The sequence below is a fragment of the Methylobacterium sp. A54F genome, assembly GCF_053346035.1.
The window spans coordinates 127,255-142,199 of sequence record NZ_JBKFBF010000001.1; the positions used below are offsets into that span (position 1 = coordinate 127,255).

General features: G+C 73.1%; 12 protein-coding genes. 6 read left to right on the top strand and 6 right to left on the bottom strand.

Features of this window, described 5'->3' with window-relative positions:
• Nucleotide 1: 1 nt before the first annotated feature.
• The 3 genes from ACLBXP_RS00620 to ACLBXP_RS00630 all read right to left on the bottom strand — a co-directional run bounded on the left by ACLBXP_RS00620 (nucleotide 2) and on the right by ACLBXP_RS00630 (nucleotide 2,465).
• Entirely contained in the window at nucleotides 2-784 is a 783-nt protein-coding gene (locus ACLBXP_RS00620) for a restriction endonuclease (RefSeq protein ID WP_447665579.1), read from the bottom strand.
• 131 nt (nucleotides 785-915) lie between these two features.
• Nucleotides 916-1,419, bottom strand: coding sequence for a MucR family transcriptional regulator (locus ACLBXP_RS00625; RefSeq protein WP_447665580.1), 504 nt, complete (start codon nucleotides 1,417-1,419; stop codon nucleotides 916-918).
• A 371-nt stretch (nucleotides 1,420-1,790) separates the two neighbouring features.
• Nucleotides 1,791-2,465, bottom strand: coding sequence for a class II aldolase/adducin family protein (locus ACLBXP_RS00630; RefSeq protein ID WP_447665581.1), 675 nt, complete (start codon nucleotides 2,463-2,465; stop codon nucleotides 1,791-1,793).
• Between the two features lie 132 nt (nucleotides 2,466-2,597).
• Between ACLBXP_RS00630 and ACLBXP_RS00635 the strand changes: the two genes are divergently transcribed.
• A complete protein-coding gene (locus ACLBXP_RS00635; protein ID WP_447665582.1) occupies nucleotides 2,598-5,282 on the top strand; it encodes a bifunctional acetate--CoA ligase family protein/GNAT family N-acetyltransferase in 2,685 nt (894 codons plus the stop codon).
• Between the two features lie 80 nt (nucleotides 5,283-5,362).
• On the opposite strand, the gene ACLBXP_RS00640 is transcribed toward ACLBXP_RS00635, so the two are convergent.
• Together ACLBXP_RS00640 and ACLBXP_RS00645 are read right to left on the bottom strand one after the other, a co-directional pair.
• A complete protein-coding gene (locus tag ACLBXP_RS00640; protein ID WP_447665583.1) occupies nucleotides 5,363-5,896 on the bottom strand; it encodes a Dps family protein in 534 nt (177 codons plus the stop codon).
• Nucleotides 5,897-6,066: 170 nt separating this feature from the next.
• Nucleotides 6,067-7,779: a L,D-transpeptidase family protein gene (locus ACLBXP_RS00645; RefSeq protein ID WP_447665584.1), complete on the bottom strand. Its 1,713-nt coding sequence runs from the start codon at nucleotides 7,777-7,779 to the stop codon at nucleotides 6,067-6,069.
• A gap of 138 nt (nucleotides 7,780-7,917) precedes the next feature.
• Between ACLBXP_RS00645 and ACLBXP_RS00650 the strand changes: the two genes are divergently transcribed.
• The 4 genes from ACLBXP_RS00650 (at nucleotide 7,918) to ACLBXP_RS00665 (ending at nucleotide 11,191) form a co-directional block, all read left to right on the top strand.
• Nucleotides 7,918-8,775, top strand: a complete 858-nt coding sequence (locus tag ACLBXP_RS00650) for an SDR family NAD(P)-dependent oxidoreductase (RefSeq protein WP_447665585.1) — start codon at nucleotides 7,918-7,920, stop codon at nucleotides 8,773-8,775.
• A gap of 107 nt (nucleotides 8,776-8,882) precedes the next feature.
• Nucleotides 8,883-9,176 (top strand): hypothetical protein, encoded by a 294-nt coding sequence (locus ACLBXP_RS00655; RefSeq protein WP_447665586.1) that lies wholly within the window; start codon nucleotides 8,883-8,885, stop codon nucleotides 9,174-9,176.
• A 192-nt stretch (nucleotides 9,177-9,368) separates the two neighbouring features.
• On the top strand, nucleotides 9,369-10,847 hold the full coding sequence (gene zwf / locus ACLBXP_RS00660) for a glucose-6-phosphate dehydrogenase (RefSeq protein ID WP_447665587.1): 1,479 nt from the start codon (nucleotides 9,369-9,371) through the stop codon (nucleotides 10,845-10,847).
• Between the two features lie 158 nt (nucleotides 10,848-11,005).
• Nucleotides 11,006-11,191 (top strand): hypothetical protein, encoded by a 186-nt coding sequence (locus ACLBXP_RS00665; protein ID WP_447665588.1) that lies wholly within the window; start codon nucleotides 11,006-11,008, stop codon nucleotides 11,189-11,191.
• Nucleotides 11,192-11,201: 10 nt separating this feature from the next.
• Here the strand turns inward: ACLBXP_RS00665 and ACLBXP_RS00670 are convergent, their stop codons facing one another.
• Complete coding sequence (locus tag ACLBXP_RS00670) at nucleotides 11,202-12,725, bottom strand: glucan biosynthesis protein (RefSeq protein ID WP_447665589.1); 1,524 nt, start codon at nucleotides 12,723-12,725, stop codon at nucleotides 11,202-11,204.
• Nucleotides 12,726-13,004: 279 nt separating this feature from the next.
• Between ACLBXP_RS00670 and mdoH the strand changes: the two genes are divergently transcribed.
• On the top strand, nucleotides 13,005-14,936 hold the full coding sequence (gene mdoH, locus ACLBXP_RS00675) for a glucans biosynthesis glucosyltransferase MdoH (protein WP_447665590.1): 1,932 nt from the start codon (nucleotides 13,005-13,007) through the stop codon (nucleotides 14,934-14,936).
• Nucleotides 14,937-14,945 lie beyond the last annotated feature (9 nt).

Sequence of the window (14,945 nt, forward strand, 5' to 3'; positions counted from 1 at the left end):
TTCAGCGGAACCCGCCCGCCCCGCGGCGGCCGAGCTGGCGCACCGGGTGCAGGTCGGCGAGGTCGTCGTGGTGCAGGAGAAGCACGCCCGTGGCCGCGGCGAGCTTCCGGGCGGCCTGGGTGAAGCCGGCGTTCGAGACCACGGCGGCCATGTCGGCCGACCAGTAGCGGCAGGCCGCGGCGATCTCCTGCACCGCCGCGTTGCCGACCGGGCGGCCGTAGCGCTTGCACTGCAGGACGAGGCGGACGCGGTCGCGCTCCGCCACCACGTCGGCGCCCTGGTCGCCGGAGGGCGGCGTCGCGTGCGCCCGCCAGCCGGCCGCGGCGAGGCGCTCCGCGCAGAAGTGCTCGTAGCCGATGCCGTCCGCCGGGGCCTCGGTCTCGGGCGGGAGCGTCACGGAGAGGGCCGTCGCCTCCACGATGGCGATCATCTCGTCCCAGCGTGGCGCGACGTAGTCGGCGAAGCCCCGCGCCTCGACCACCGGCAGGATCGTGCGCTCCACGAAGTAGGTGCGCTCACGCAGCCAGCCGTCCTCGACCGCGTTGCCGTAGGCGTCGACGTAGCATTCCTGGCGGCGGCGCACGGCGAGGGTGCGGGCGTGCCGGCGGCAGATCCGGCGGACCTGCCGGCGGAAACGCCCCGGCCGGCCCAGGCGGTGAAGCAGCACGAGGACGAGGGCGGCAGCGGTCGCGAGGGCGGCGGGGCGGCCGTAGACGAGCGCGAGGGCGCCGCCGATCACGGTGGTCCAGAACAGGCGTGCCACGATGCTGGGCGGGCCGGGCAAGGCATCCTCCTCGGGTCGGGCGTCGCACCCGGATCCGTGAGCCTTGTCAGCCCTTGCTTGCCCGTTCTCTAACGGCCCGCCCCCCGGGTCGCCCGCGCCCCGCGCGAAGGCGGGGTTCGCCTGTGGATATCTCAGGCGTCGGCTTCGGCATCCGCCCGGCGGCGGCGGCCGCGAGCCGGAGCCGTGGGCTTCGCCGCCTCGACGGGCGCCGCCTTGCCGCGCGTCTTCCGCCGCTGCTGGCCGAGGCCCATGTTCTTGGCAAGCTCCGAGCGGGCGGCCGCGTAGCTCGGCGCCACCATCGGGTAGTCGGCGGCGAGGTTCCACTTCGCGCGGTACTGGTCGGGGGTCATGTCGTAGCGGGTGCGCAGGTGGCGCTTGAGCGACTTGAACTTCTTCCCATCCTCCAGGCAGACGATGAAGTCGGGCGTGATCGAGCGCTTGACGGAGACCGCGGGCGTCAGAGGCTCGGGCTTCTCCTCGGTGGCCTGGGCCGACAGGCGGCTCAGGGCGGCATGGACGGACGCGATCAGGGCAGGAAGTTCGAGCACCGGGATGGAATTGTTACTCACGAATGCGGAGACGATGTCGGCGGCAAGCTCGATGTAGTCCGGCGAAACGCCGTTCTCAGCGGTCATTATGATCCCCCGTTTCGGATGGGCAATTTCAATCGTGGACCATACGGCTGACAGATGCATGCTAGGTCAGCCAGGTCGAGAATGTGTTCTAGGCGCTATTAGGATTTCTTCAATCCTAGGGCAAGATGCAAGTCCAATCTCCGCATTGGAAAAACTTGCATACTGGTAGACCACGCTGTTTCGCCGAGCGGGCAAACGGCTCGCCGCCAAATAAAGCGCCGGGGGCTCGGCTTGAGAGCCCCTGCCTCCGACCCGGCGGACGGTGTGCAGAACTTGACGCAAGCCGGCCTTTTTCGACCGCCGGCATAGAAGCCGCTAGGAATACAATATTAGGTTGTATATTCGCCGGTCATCGCGGGAACCGGTCCATACTAGTTCTCGGTCGATCCGTCCTGTGGCACGGCGGAGCGAGGTCCGTAGGAGCGGAAGCGCTCGACGGTGTCCGCGATCTCCGCGTCGTCGAGGATCACCGGCGCCCCGACCTGTAGCGCGACGGCGTATTGCCGGCAAAGCGTCTCGACCTCCACGGCGAGCCACAGGGCCTTCGCGAGGGTCGGACCGGCGGCGATCAGGCCGTGATTCGCCAGCAGGCAGGCCGACCGGCCCTCGAGCGCCGCGAGCGCCGCGCGGGACAGGGCCTCGGTGCCGTAGGGCGCGTAGGGCGCGCAGCGGATCGTCGGGCCGCCGGCCGCGGCGATCATGTAGTGGACGGCCGGGATCGTGCGGCCGCACATCGCGAAGGCGGTGGCGTAGGTCGGGTGGGCGTGCACTACGGCGCCGAATTCGGGGCGGGTCGACAGGATGTCGCGATGGAACCGCCACTCGGAGGAGGGCGCCAGCGGATGCGCGTAGCCGCCCGCCATGTCCATCGCCACGATATGCTCGGGCCGGAGCTCCTCGGCGGGGATGCCGGACGGCGTGACGAGGAAGCCGTCCGGCGTGCGCACCGAGACGTTGCCCGAGGTGCCCTGGCTCAATCCGAGATTGATTAAGTCGCGCATGGCCGCGACGATCGCGGCGCGCGGCTCCCCATCGGATCCGCCCATGTCGCTGCCTCCGGCCCTGCCTCGTAACGATCGGGGACTTCGTCTAGGGGATGGGCGCCGCGGAGGGAACCCGGGGCCCTCCGGGGCCGCGCGGTACGCGAGGATGCCGAATCCAGGGGCGGGACCGGACGCATGAGCACCTACCGCTTCGAGGCGCTGCTGCGCCCGCGCTCGATCGCGCTCGCGGGCGCCGGCGAGCGCGAGGGTTCCCTCGGGCGGGCGGTCCTCGCCAACCTCAGGGACGCGGGCTTCGCCGGGCCGGTCTGGCCCGTCAACCCGCGCCACGAGGCCGTCGCGGGCGCCCGTTGCGTCGCCCGGATTTCCGATCTCGCCGAGGCGCCCGACCTCGTCGTCGTGGCAGCCCCCGCCGCCGCCGTGCCGGACATCGTGGCGGATGCCGGCGCGAAGGGCGCGGGCGCCGCCGTGATCCTGACGACCGGGCTCGGCGATGGGCCGGAGGATCCTGGGCCGCGGGCCTGGGCGGCGGCCCGCCGGCACGGCCTGCGCCTCCTCGGGCCGGACAGCATCGGCCTCGCGGTGCCGGGCGCGCGGCTGAACGCCAGCCTCCTGGCCCGCGCGCCGGCCGAGGGCGACCTCGCCCTCGTCTCGCAATCGGGCACCGTGGCGGCCGGCCTCGTGGAGTGGGCGGCCCGGCACGGCGTCGGCTTCTCGGCGGTGCTCTCCCTCGGGGCGGCGAGCGACGTCGACATCGCGGATTGCCTCGACCACTTCGCGGGCTGCCTGCGGACCCGGGCGATCCTCCTGTGCCTGCGCACCCTGCCGGACGCGCGCCGCTTCATGTCGGCCGCTCGCGCCGCCGCCCGCGCCAAGCCCGTGGTGGTGCTGCGCACCGGCCGGCACCTCGCCGAGGGCCCCGCGCAGCGGCCGGAGACGCACACGGGGGCCCTCGCCCGGCCGGATGCCGTCTACGCGGCGGCCTTCCGCCGGGCCGGCCTCCTCGCGGTCGAGAGCCTCGACGAGATGTTCTCGGCGGTCGAGACGGTGGGGCGGCAGCGGCCCTTCCCGGGCACGCGCCTCGCGATCCTGACGAACGGCCGCGGCGTCGGGGCGCTCGCGGCCGACCGCCTGGCCGATCGCGGCGGCGACCTCGCCGCCCTCGCCGGGGCCGACGGCGCGCCGCGGGCGAACCCCGTCGACCTCGGCATAGAGGCGGACGGGGAGGCCTACGCGACGGCGCTGGGGCCCCTCCTCGCCGACCGCGACAGCGACGCGGTGCTGGCGATCCACGTGCCTACGGCCCGCTCGGACGGCGGCGCCGTCGCGGCCGCGATCGCCGGCTCGGTGCGCGCGGCGCGGGGCCGCGAGGGCCGCCGGAAGCCCGTCTTCGCCGTGTCCCTCGGCGCCGACGCCGATGCGCAACAGGCGCTCGCCGCCGCCGGCATCCCGCACTTCGCCACCGACACGGACGCGGTCGAGGGTTTCCTCCACCTCGTGCGCTACCGCGAGGCGCAGGACGACCTGATGCGCACGCCGGACTCGCTCCCCCGCGACTTCCAACCCGACGTGGCAGCCGCCCGCGCGGTCGTGGCCGGGGCGCTGCGGCAGGGCGCGAGCTGGCTCGACCCGGTGGCGGTCTCGGCCCTGCTCGCGGCCTACGCGATCCCGACCGTGCCCCTGAGCCTCGCGCCCGACATCGACGCGGCGGCGGCGAGCGCCTGGCCGATCATCGCGGGCGGCGGCGCCGTCGCGCTCAAGGTGGTCTCCCCCGACATCGTGCACAAGTCGGATGTGGGGGGCGTCCATCTCGACCTGACGAGCGAGGCCGACGTGCGGGCGGCGGCCCGCACCATCCTGTCCGGGGCCCGGCGCCTGCGGCCGGACGCCCGGGTGACGGGCTTCGCGGTGCAGCCGATGGTCCGCCGCGGGCACAGCCGCGAGCTGATCGCGGGGCTCGCCGAGGACCCGACCTTCGGGCCCGTGGTGGTGTTCGGCCGCGGCGGCACGGCCGTGGAGGTGATCGACGACCGGGCGCTCGGCCTGCCGCCCCTCGACCTCGCGCTCGCCGGCGAGCTGATCGGGCGCACCCGCGTGGCGCGCCGGCTCGCCGCCTATCGCGACGTGCCGGCCGCCGACCACGGCGCCATCGCGCTGCTCCTCGTGAAGCTCGCGCAGCTCGCCGCCGACCTGCCGCAGGTGCGCGAGCTCGACATCAACCCGCTGCTCGCCGACGCCTCCGGCGTGCTGGCCCTCGACGCCCGGGTGCGGGTGACGCGCGACGTGGCCGGCCCCTGGCCGAACGGGCGCGGCTCCGGCCATCCGCGCTTCGCCATCCGCCCCTACCCGACCGAGTGGGAGCGGACGCTGAGCCTCAAGGGCCGCCCGGTCCGGGTGCGCCCGGTGCGGCCCGAGGACGAGGCGATGTTCGCCGCCTTCTTCGCGGACGTGGACCCCGAGGACGTGCGCCTGCGCTTCTTCTCGCCGGTGCGCGCCTTCAGCCACGCCTTCCTGGCGCGCCTGACGCAGCTCGACTACGCCCGCGCCATCGCCTTCGTGGCGACCGAGGAGGCGGAGGGCGCCCCCCGCATGCTCGGGGCCGTGCGGCTCCACGCGGACGCCAACCACGCGAGCGGCGAGTACGCGATCTTCGTGCACTCAGACCTCAAGGGCACCGGCCTCGGCTTCGCGCTGATGCGCCTGATGCTGGACTGGGCCCGCGCCGAGGGCATCCGCCGCGTCGAGGGGACGGTGCTCGCCGAGAACCGCCCGATGCTGGCGATCTGCCGCCGCCTCGGCTTCACGAACCGGCGCGACCCGGACGACGCGGGCGTCGTGAAGGTGAGCCTGGACATCGGGTAGGCGTGCCGCGAACGAGAAAGGCCCCGCACCGTTCGGTGCGGGGCCCTCGCCGTCACGCGGGATGCGCGGTCTTGGGGGGCTCAGTGGCCGCCCTGGCCGGCGTCGCGGGTCGCCTCGTAGAGGAACCAGGTGCGCTCCTCGGACTGGTCGATCCACTCCTCGAGCAGGCTCGTGGTCGAGACGTCGTTGGCCTCGTCCGTGACGCCGTGCAGCTCGCGCATGTTGGCGGTGAGGGTCTTGTTGTCGTCCCGCAGCTCCTTGAGCATGTCGAGGGGCGTGACGTAATCGGCGTTGTTGTCGGGAACGCGCTTCAGCTGCTCGGCCTGGCCCATCGAGCGGAGCGTGGTGCCGCCGATCTTGCGGGCGCGCTCGCCGACCGCGTCGATGATCGAGAAGATCTGCTCGGACTGCTCGTCGAGGAGCAGGTGGTAGTCGCGGAAGTTCGGGCCGCTGACGTGCCAGTGGAAGTTCTTGGTCTTGATGTAGAGCGCGAAGAGGTCGGAGAGCAGGACCGTGAGGCCCTCGGCGATCTTCTTGACGTCGTTCGGATCGAGGTCGGTCGGGGTGTTGAGGCGGTCGCTGCCGATGCGGCTGACGGGCTTGGCCTTGGCCATGGATGTCTCCGGGCTTGTTCTGCAGGGGCGGGGTGCGCCGGCACCGCGGCCGTGCGGGGTGCGGCACCTCTCGTTCGGCAGAATGGCCGGCGGCCTGGATTGTTCCTCCCCGCATGGCTGCGGTGTGGTGGGTGGATACCTTGGAACCGTTCAAGGCTCCGGGAGCCTCGTCAGCCCCGCGGCCCGACGAGGCCGGGGGGCAGCAGCGGCGCGGCCCCGCGCGGCCCGGGCGCCACGGCCGGACGGCGCGTGGCGACCGCAACGGCGGGCGCGGTGCGAGGTCCTTCCGTGCGGGGGCCGTCGGTGCGCGGCGCCGGCGCGACGGCCCGGGGCGCCGCCGGGGCAGGCCGCGGGACCACCGAGCCGGTGGTGGCCGGCTCCGACACCTGGGCGGCCGGCGCGGGCGGCGTGTCGAGGCCGTAGATGTCGTCGCGGAAATGCGCCCGCCCGTCCGGCGTCGCGTAGCCGGTGAGGTAGACGAAGGTGACCGGCACCGCCTTCGGCAGGCGGATGTCGCGCCGCTCGCCCGTGGCGATCCCGGTCTCGATCTCGATCGGGCCCCAGGCCGAGCCCGGCCCGTTCGGGCCCGGCGTGCCCTCGAGGAGCCAGCCCACGAATGCCTTCACGTCGCCGACGCGCACGCAGCCGTGGCTGTGGAAGCGCACGGAGCGGGTGAAGTAGGCCTTGGAGGGCGTATCGTGCATGTAGACCGCGTGGCGGTTCGGCATGTCGATGCGCACCTGGCCCAGCGAGTTGTCGAAGCCCGGATCCTGGCGGAGCGTGTAGTTCGCCGCCCGCTCGCCGCTCCAGTCGATCTTCGTGGCCTCCACCTCCTGGCCCTTCCCGTCGAGGATGCGGATGTGGTTCCGGGCGAGGTAGCCGGGGTTCTTCCGCATCTGCGGGATGATCTCGTTCTTCACCACCGAGACCGGCACCGTCCAAGTCGGGTTGAAGTTGATGTCGGTGATGCGGGTCTCGACGGGCGGCGTCGGCTTGTCGGTCGAGCCCACCACCGCCACGTAGCGCCGCGCCACCGTGCCGCCCGCCACCGCCTCGACGGTGGCGGAGGGGATGTTGACCACCACGTAGCGCTCCCCGAACGGGAAGTTCGAGCCCATCAGCCGGTGGGCCGAGGCCGCGAGCTGGCGTTGGCGCACGCTCGCCGGCACGTTCAGCGCCGCCAGCGTCTGGCGGCCGACGAGGCCGGTCTCGGGCAGGCCGTGGCGGGCCTGGAACGCCTTCACGGCGGCGATGAGCGGCGCGTCGAGCCGGTCGGAGGGCGGCGCGTCGGCCGGCAGGTCGCCGGTGAGCGTGAGGTGGTGGCGCAGGCTCGGGATCGCCGGGTTCGCGGCGCCGGGCTTCAGGGCGAGGTCGGCCGGGAGGGTCTCCCAGCCGCCGGCCTCCACGTAGGCCTGATACTGCTCGGCGAGGCGCAGCGTGTCGAGGAAGGTCGAGGGCGCGAGCGTCGGCACCGGGTCCTCGGAGACGCGGGCGTAGACGAGGGGCGCGGGCGCCGGACGCGCCTTGCGGGCGGGGGCCGGGCTCGCGGGCGCGGCGGCGGCTTCCGCCGGCACCGGCGCAGGCGCCGGCAAGGGTGCCGAGGCGGGAGCCGGCGCGGCAGCCGGTACGGGTTGCGCTGCCGGGGCGGGGGCCGTCGCGACCGCCGGAGCGGGCAGCGGCTGGGCCTGGACGGCCCCCACCGGGGGAACCGTGCCGACGGGCGGAAGCTGGCCGGCGGGCGCGGCCGCCACCGGCTGGGGCGCGCCCGGCACGCCCTCCGCGGAGGCGGCACCGAGGGCGAGGACCAACACCAGGGGCGAGAGGACGATCGGCGACAGCCCGGCGCGCAGGCGCCCGGACGACGGAGGAGAACGCAACACCATTCCGAGCCCCTGGCAGAACGAGGCGATCATGGGTCCGGATGGTTACCAAATCCCCTTGCGCCCCCAACCGGCGCCGCCCCTCGACATCCGGTCCCGGCGCTCCACCCTGTAGGGCCCGCCCCGGAGACCGAGAGCATCATGGCCCAGCACCCCGCGGCCCAGCACCCCGTGATCGAGCCCGGCCGCACCGCCGTGGTGACGGGGGCCGCGAGCGGCCTCGGCCTCGCGGCGGCCCGCGCCTTCGCGGGAGCCGGCCTCAACGTGTGGCTCGCCGACCTGCCCGGCGAAGCGCTGGAGCGGGCCCGCGCCGAGGTCGCGGCGCTCGCGGCCGTCGAGGTGCGGGCGGTGCCGACCGATGTCGGCGACCGGGACGCCATGGCCGCGCTCGCGGGCGCCGTGCTGAAGGGCGGTCCGCCCGCCGTGCTGATGCTCAACGCCGGCATCGAGGCCGGGGGCACGCTGTTCTCCGACCTCGACACCTGGCACCGCATCCTCGACACCAACCTCTGGGGCGTCGTGAACGGGGTGCAGGGCTTCGTGCCGGCGATGATAGCGGGCGGGCGGCCCGGGGCCGTGATCGTCACAGGCTCCAAGCAAGGCATCACCACGCCCCCCGGCAACACCCCCTACAACGTCTCGAAGGCCGGCCTGAAGGTGCTCGCGGAGGCGCTCGCCCACGACCTGCGCGGGCGGGACGGCTGCCGCACCAGCGCCCACCTGTTCGTGCCGGGCTTCGTCTACACCGGGCTCACGAAGGCCCGCGGCGTCGCCGACAAGCCGGACGGCGCCTGGACGCCCGAGGAGACGATCAATTTCCTCCTCGCGCGCCTCGCGGCGGGCGATTTCTACATCCTCTGTCCCGACAACGAGACCACGCGCGCGCAGGACGAGCGCCGCATCGCCTGGGCGGCCGGCGACCTCATCGAGAACCGCCCGGCCCTGTCGCGCTGGCACCCCGATTTCGGCGAGGCCTTCCGGCGGCACATGGAGGGGTAAAAGACTCACGCCAGTCGATACGCGCCGCGATAGGAAATTATTGATGCCCGTCGGGCTCGGTATTATATTCGGAGGGGGCTGAACGGGATGCCCTGTCGAGCGCGAGAATGGAAAAGATATTCCTAGAATATTCCCGATTCTTCCATCAGGATTGCGAGGTGTATGGGCCCAATCTGGAGGATGCGATTGCAATATCACTCAGGATGCTCGGCAAGGAAAAGGCGCAAATCCTCGATATCTATCTGAAGAGAGTCTTAGAAAACGTAGACGATGATAACAATCTTGCCGAAATGTGGTATAACTCCAGATCGTCGATATACTTCACTGACAAAACCATCTACAGGCCGTTCCTGCAGGCCATATGCGACATGGCTGGCACATACATGCAGAGCCCGGATTGAGCAGGTCGACCGCCACCTCGGCCCGCTCCGGTTGCAACCTCTGCCGCACCGGAGCCCGCCAAGCCGCGATATGCCGCCCTCGTGAGGGGCTCCGTCTGGCTAAGCCCTTGCGAGGGGTATAATCGAGGCGGCGAAGCAGCCGGCGCGTTGGGAGCGCCCGCCTTCGAGGCCGCACGAACCCGGGAGCCGTCCTTGGCCACCATCATCCCCGTCGCCTCCTTCGACTGCGTCGTGTTCGGCGCCACCGGCGACCTGACGACCCGCAAGCTGCTGCCGGCGCTCTACTACCGCTACAAGGACGGCCAGATCCCGCCGACGAGCCGGATCATCGGCGCCTCGCGCTCGGAGATCACGCCGGACGCCTTCCGGGAGCGGGCGCGCGACGCCCTCAAGCGCTTCGTGCCGGGCCACGACCTCGCCGAGGAGGCGCTGGCAGCCTTCCTCGACCACCTCGACTACGTGGCCGTCGACGGCGCGGGCGAGGACGGCTGGGCGGATCTCGCCGAGAAGCTCGCCGAGCGGCCCGACCAGGTGCGGCCCTACTACCTTGCCACCTCCCCCGACCTCTACGGCGCGATCTGCCGGAACCTCGCCAAGCACGGGCTGATCGGCGAGAAGAGCCGCGTCGTGCTGGAGAAGCCGATCGGCAAGGACCTGAAGTCCGCCCGCGCCATCAACGACGCGGTGGGCGAGGTCTTCCCCGAGGAGCAGATTTTCCGCATCGACCACTACCTCGGCAAGGAGACCGTCCAGAACCTGCTGGCGCTGCGCTTCGCCAACACCATCTTCGACCGGCTCTGGACGGCGGACGTGATCGACCACGTCCAGATCACGGTAGGCGAGACGGTGGGCGTCGAGGGCCGCGCCGGCTACTACGACACCTCGGGCGCCCTGAGGGACATGGTGCAGAACCACCTCCTGCAGCTCCTCTGCCTCACCGCCATGGAGAGCCCCCTCAACCTCGACGCCAACTCGGTGCGCGACGAGAAGCTGAAGGTGCTGCGCGCCCTCAAGCCCATCACGCCCCAGGACGTGCAGCAGGTCACCGTGCGCGGCCAGTACGCGGCGGGCGCCGTCGAGGGGAAGCCGGTGGAGGGCTACCTCACCGAGCTCGGGCCGAACGCGCAGAGCCGCACCGAGACCTTCGTGGCCCTCAAGCTCGAGGTGCAGTCCTGGCGCTGGGCCGGCGTGCCCTTCTACCTGCGCACTGGCAAGCGGCTTCCCGCCAAGATGAGCGAGATCGTGGTGCAGTTCCGCGCCTCGCCCTTCTCGATCTTCCCCGAGGAATCCTTCGGGCGCGAGCCGAACCGCCTCGTCATCCGCCTGCAGCCGCAGGAGGGCATGAAGCTCGAGGTGATGACGAAGGACCCCGGCCCCGGCGGCATGCGGCTGAGGCCCACGAATCTCGACATCTCCTTCGAGGAGACCTTCAAGCAGCGCTACCCGGACGCCTACGAGCGCCTGCTGATGGACGTGGTGCGCGGCAACCCGACCCTGTTCATGCGCCGCGACGAGGTCGAGGTCGCCTGGGCCTGGGCCGACTCTCTCCTGAAGGCCTGGGCCGACCGGCCCGAGGCGCCCCGCCCCTACGCGGCCGGGAGCTGGGGCCCCACCGCCGCGATCGCGCTGATCGAGCGGGACGGGCGCACCTGGCACGAGGACCTGCGCTGAGGCGCCGGCCGGGGGCCGCCCGCGCGGCCCCCGTCGCACCACAGACCCCCATCTTGCCGCCAAGCTGCCACGCTCCGGCCCCGGCGCAACCCGATCCGCGCCCTCATCGTCCCGCAGGAAGGCCCGGTCCGAACGGATCGATAAGGGGCCCCGCCACCATGCAGGACATCGACCTTCCGGCCGAGCGCCTGGAGCGCTCCGTCGCGGCGACCCTCCGGCTGATCGCCGCAACCCAGGCCGAGCGGCAGGCGCCGCCGATCCACGCCGCGCGCCTCCGTCTCAGCGCCGTTCACGGCGCGTCCCGCCTGCGCAAGCGCCTGGAGCGCGACCGCCGCCTCGCCTGAGGCCGAGCCCTCAGACCGCCGCGTCCCAGGTCTCGCTGAGGATGGCGCCGGCGCGGGCGAGGTGGGCGCGCAGCACCACGTCGCCGGCCGGCATCGCGGCGGGCGGGCGCCACTCGACGTAGATGCGCCAGCCCCCGGTCTGCTGCACCAAGGCCGCCACGGGCTCGACCATGGTGCCGGCGCTCGCCGAAACGACGGCCGTGACGGCGTCGTCCGGCCCCTTCGGCAGGTCCGGCCCCTCGAAATCGATCACGCAGAGCCGCCGCTGCGGGCTCGGCGGCTCGGTCGGGCGCAGGCGCTCGGCCGATCCGAACCGGGTGGACACCACCCGCGCGAGGCGGCCCGGCAGCACCGGCACCGGCTCCGCCCCGACGGTGACGAGGCCGTAGGCGAGGTCGAGCGGCCGGCCGGGCTCGGCCGGGGCATCGGGCACGAAGGCCGCCACGATGTTGTCCATGTACTCCTCGCGGGACGGGATCTCGAAGAGCTGGACAGCGCCCGTCCAGGGGAAGGCGCCGGGCCGCGGCGAGGCGCCGGCCGCGACCATCTCGGCCTTCGGGGCGGCGCCGGGCCGCACCCACAGGCCCGGCCGCGCCTCGTGCCGGGCCTCGACGTCGAGATAGGCGGCAAAGCTCCGCTCGCGCTGGAGCAGGCCGAAGCCCGCCAGGGGATCGGCCCGGAAGGCCGAGATCCGGGGGTCGCGCCGCCCGTTGACGAGGGGCCGCCACAGCCGGTCGGCCGCCGTCTCCACCGCGAGCCCGTCGGAATCGTGCACCTGCGGGCGGAAGTCGTCGAAGGGCTCGGCGCCCCGCGCACCCGGGCCGTTCTGCCCGTGCAGGAACATGCTGGTGAGGGGCGCGAGGCCGAGCCGGCTGAGGCTCCGGCGCGGATGCAGCGAGGCCTGGACCTCCATGCGCGAGGGCTCGCCGGGCGCGATGACGAAGCGGTAGGCGCCCGACAGGCTCGGACTGTCGAGGAGCGACAGCACGGTGATGCGGCCGGGCTCCTCCGGCTCGCAGATCCAGTGCGCCACGAAGTCCGGGAACTCCTCGCCCTCCGGCGCGCCGGTGCCGATCGCGGCGCCCCGGGCCGAGAGGCCGTATTCCTGGTCGCGCCCCCGCAGGCGGAAGTAGGAGGCGCCGAGGAAGACCAGGAACTCTTCCTGGAAGTCCGGCCGGGCGGGGTCGAAGGCGTGGTGCAGGCGAAAGCCCGCGAAGCCGAGGCTCTCGGGAAAGCTCTGGCCCGCGAGCCGGGATCCGAGGTCGAACAGCTCGGCCGCGTAGGCGACCGGGCGCGGGCCGCCCGTGCGCGGCTGCACGAACAGATCCACGCGCTTGCGCTGCAGGAAGCCGCGGTGGAAGAGCTGCGCCGAGAAGTCCGGCCCGAGCCGCAGGCTCCGGGCCGGCCGGAACACGATGCTGCGGTAGCCGTCGTAGGAGAGGGCCGCCAGCGGCGCGGGCAGGTCCTCGGGCGGTGCCCTGTAGGGCGCGGCGGCGCGACGGGCGGCGATCTCGGCGAGCGCCGCGAAGGTCATCGGCCGGTCCGAGGGGCCGTAGGGCGCCGGAATCGCGTCCTCCGCCTTCGTTCTGGCGACATTCAGGTCGATGGCGCTAGGAACGATGCTACCGGCGGCCACAGTCAGGGCCGACCGCAGAACATGACGACGGGAGGGGGGTTCCGCTCCGCGGCGCTCCGGCATCGGGCCGGGTCCGACGGGTCCCTGGTCATCGCTCCTTCCCTCGGTGTGCTCGCTCATCGATCCTCGTTCCTCCGGGCGGGCATCGGTGTCCCTCCACGCTCGAGTTCCACGCAGATGCTCACCGATCCGCTGTCGCACGACGCACCGACGCTCGACGCTCCGCCGGCACGCACGGCGCTGCCGGAGGTCCGTCCCGTCGAGATCTGGCAGCCCGAGGGCGGCCGCGGCTCGCTCCTCGGGCGCCGGCTGGCGCTCGCGGTGCCCGCGCTCGCGACCGGTGCCGCCATCGCGTGGCTCGCCGCGCTCGCCTACCCGGCCGAGACCGCGCTCGCAACGGCCGTGCTCGTGCTGTTCGGCCTCGTGATGGCCTGGCAGTCCTTCGTGGCGTGGCAGTACGTCTACGGCCTCGTGGCCGGATTGCTGGGCGACCGCACCCGGTCGGCGCTGGAGCGCCGGGCCGACACGGTGCCGACCCGGGCGAGCGGCCTCAGCCGCACGGCCGCCGTGGTGGCGATCCACGCCGAGGACGCGGTGGCGGTGTTCGCGGGGCTGCGGGTGATGGCGCGCTCCCTCGCGCGCGAGGGTGGCGACGGCTCCGACCTCGACATCTTCGTGCTCTCCGACACCCGCGACGGCGCGATCGCGGCGGTGGAGGAGCACGAGTTCGCCCGCATCGAGGCCTGGCGCCGCGGCGCCGGCCCCGGCATCCCGCGCATCCGCTACCGGCGCCGGCGCGAGAACATCGGCCGCAAGGCCGGCAACATCGCCGAGTTCTGCGAGACCTACGGCCCCGAATACGATTTCATGATCGTGCTCGACGCCGACAGCCTGATGACGGGCCAGGCCATGCGCCGCCTCGTGCGGCTGATGGAGGAGAGCCCCCGCACGGGCCTCATCCAGACCGTCTCGTACGCGGCCGGCCGCGACACCCTGTTCGCCCGCATCCAGCAATTCGCGGTCCGCCTCTACGCGCCGCTCGCCCTGCGCTGCCTGGAGACCTGGCAGGGGCCGGACGGGAGCTACTGGGGCCACAACGCGATCCTGCGCATCGAGGCCTTCGCGACGAACGCGAAGCTCCCGGTTCTGCCCGGCCGCGCGCCGCTCGGCGGCGAGATCCTGTGCCACGACATCGTGGAGGGCGCGCTCCTGCGCCGCGCCGGCTGGGAGGTGCGCCTGCTGCCCGAGATGGGCGGCACCTGGGAGGAGATGCCGACGAACCTCGTCGACCTCCTCGGCCGCGAGCGGCGCTGGTGCCAGGGCAACCTGCAGCACCTGCGGGTCCTGCCGATGCGGGGCCTGCGCGGCGCGAGCCGTTGGCACCTCGCGGTCGGCATCCTGTCCTACGGCGCGCTGCCCCTCTGGATCGCCTACCTCGCCCTCGGCGCGGTGCAGGCTGCCCGGACGGGCGATCTCGGCCTCCTCGGCTACGGGCTGACCGGGACCGGTCCCGCGGCCCACGCGCTCGCCGCCCTCACGGTGGCGGTGCTGGCGGCGCCCAAGCTCCTCAGCCTCGGCCACGTGCTGGCCTCGCCCGAGCGCCGGGCGGCCTTCGGGGGCACGGCCGCGCTGCTGAAGAGCGCCGCGCTGGAGCAGGCGGTGTGGGTGCTGCTCTGGCCGGTGATGACCCTGTTCACGGCCGGCGCCGTCGTTTCGACCTTCCTCGGCCGGGTGGTGCGCTGGGACGCGCAGGTGCGCGACGACCGCCGGGTGCCGTGGGCGGAGGCGATCCGCCTCCAGGCCGATGCCCTGGTTCTCGGCGCCCTGATGGTCGCCGGCCTCGCCTACGCAGGCGATGCTTGGCTCGCCCTGTGGCTCGCACCCCTCGTCTTCGCCCTGCTGACGAGCCCGGCCCAGAGCGTGCTGACGAGCCGGGCCGACCTCGGCCGCCTTGCCCGCGCCCGCGGCCTGTTCCTGACGGTCGACGACACCGCCCAGGCGCCCGAGCTCGCCGAACTTGCCCAGGGACGCAGCGCCCCGGTGGCTGCCCGCCCCGCGGCGCGGGAGCCGGAGCGCACCGTGTGGATCGCGGCCGCCGACGAGGCGTGAGGATCGCGG